The organism is Rhizobacter sp. P2_H2 (assembly GCF_056403375.1).
Window position 1 is genome coordinate 1 of sequence record NZ_JBFUFP010001171.1, and the last position, 1,601, is coordinate 1,601.

The window sequence follows — 1,601 nt, forward strand, 5'->3', positions numbered from 1 at the left end:
ACCTTCGCACTCGCCACCGACGGCACCTGGACCTACACCGCGGCCAACAGCAACGCCGCGGTTCAGGCGCTGCGCGCCGACCAGTCGCTGACCGAAACCTTCTCGGTCAAGAGCGCGGACGGGACCAGCTCGTCGGTCACCGTCACCATCAAGGGCGCCAACGACGCTGCCGTCATCTCCGGCGCGACCTCCGGCTCCGTCACCGAAGACACCGCCGTCAATGCCTCGGGCAACCTGACCGCCGGCGGCACCCTGTCCGTCGCCGACGTCGACAACGGCCAAGCCGTGTTCCAGGCTCAGCCTGCCACCGCGGGTACCTACGGCACCTTCACCCTTGCCGCCGACGGCACCTGGACTTATGCAGCTGCGAACAGCAACGCCACGATCCAGGCGTTGCGCGCCGACCAGTCGCTGACCGAGACCTTCAGCGTCAAGAGCGCCGACGGAACCTCATCGAGCGTCACAGTCACCATCCAGGGCACCAACGACGTCGCGGTGATCTCTGGTGCCAATACCGGCTCCGTCACGGAAGACACCGCGGTCAACGGCGCCGGCAATCTGACGACCGGCGGCACCCTGTCCGTCGCCGACATCGACAACGGYCAGGCCGTGTTCCAGGCTCAGACGGCCACTGCCGGCACCTACGGCACCTTCACGCTGACATCGGCCGGCGTGTGGACCTACGCAGCCGCCAACAGCAACGCGACAATCCAAGCCCTGCGWGCCGATCAGTCGCTGACGGAGACCTTCTCCGTCAAGAGCGCCGACGGCACCAGCTCGTCGGTCACCGTCACCATCAAGGGCGCCAACGACGCTGCCGTCATCTCCGGTGCGACCTCGGGTTCCGTCAYCGAAGACACCGCGGTCAATGCCTCGGGCAACCTGACCACCGGCGGCACCTTGTCCGTCGCCGACATCGACAACGGCCAGGCCSTGTTCCAGGCTCAGCCGGCCACCGCGGGTACCTACGGCACCTTCACGCTCGCCGCCGACGGCACCTGGACTTACGCCGCCGCCAACAGCAACGCGACGATCCAAGCCCTGCGCGCCGATCAGTCGCTGACCGAAACCTTCACCGTCAAGAGCGCCGACGGCACCAGCTCCTCTGTCACSGTCACCATCCAGGGCACGAACGACGCAGCTGTCATCTCCGGCGCCACCTTCGGCTCCGTCACCGAAGACACCGCCGTCAACGGCTCGGGCAACCTGACCATCGGCGGCACGTTGTCTGTCGCCGATGTCGACAACGGCGAAGCTGTGTTCCAGGCTCAGCCTGCCACTGCCGGCACCTACGGCACCTTCACGCTCGCCACCGATGGCACGTGGACCTACGCAGCGGCCAACAATAACGCCGCGGTCCAGGCTCTGCGCGCTGATCAGTCGCTGACCGAGACCTTCTCGGTCAAGAGCGCTGATGGCACCAGCTCGTCGGTCACCGTCACCATCTACGGCACGAACGACACCGCTGTCATCTCCGGCGCGACCTCGGGTTCCGTCACCGAAGACACCGCGGTCAACGGCGCCGGCAATCTGACGACCGGCGGCACCCTGTCCGTCGCCGACGTCGACAACGGCCAGGCCGTGTTCCAGGCTCAGCCTGC

General features: G+C 67.0%; 1 protein-coding gene. It reads left to right on the plus strand.

Annotation, left to right across the window (positions count from 1 at the left end; all coding sequences use genetic code 11):
* The coding region (locus AC1D15_RS31255; RefSeq protein ID WP_477829096.1) for a VCBS domain-containing protein at positions 1-1,601 on the plus strand (1,601 nt) is incomplete at both ends.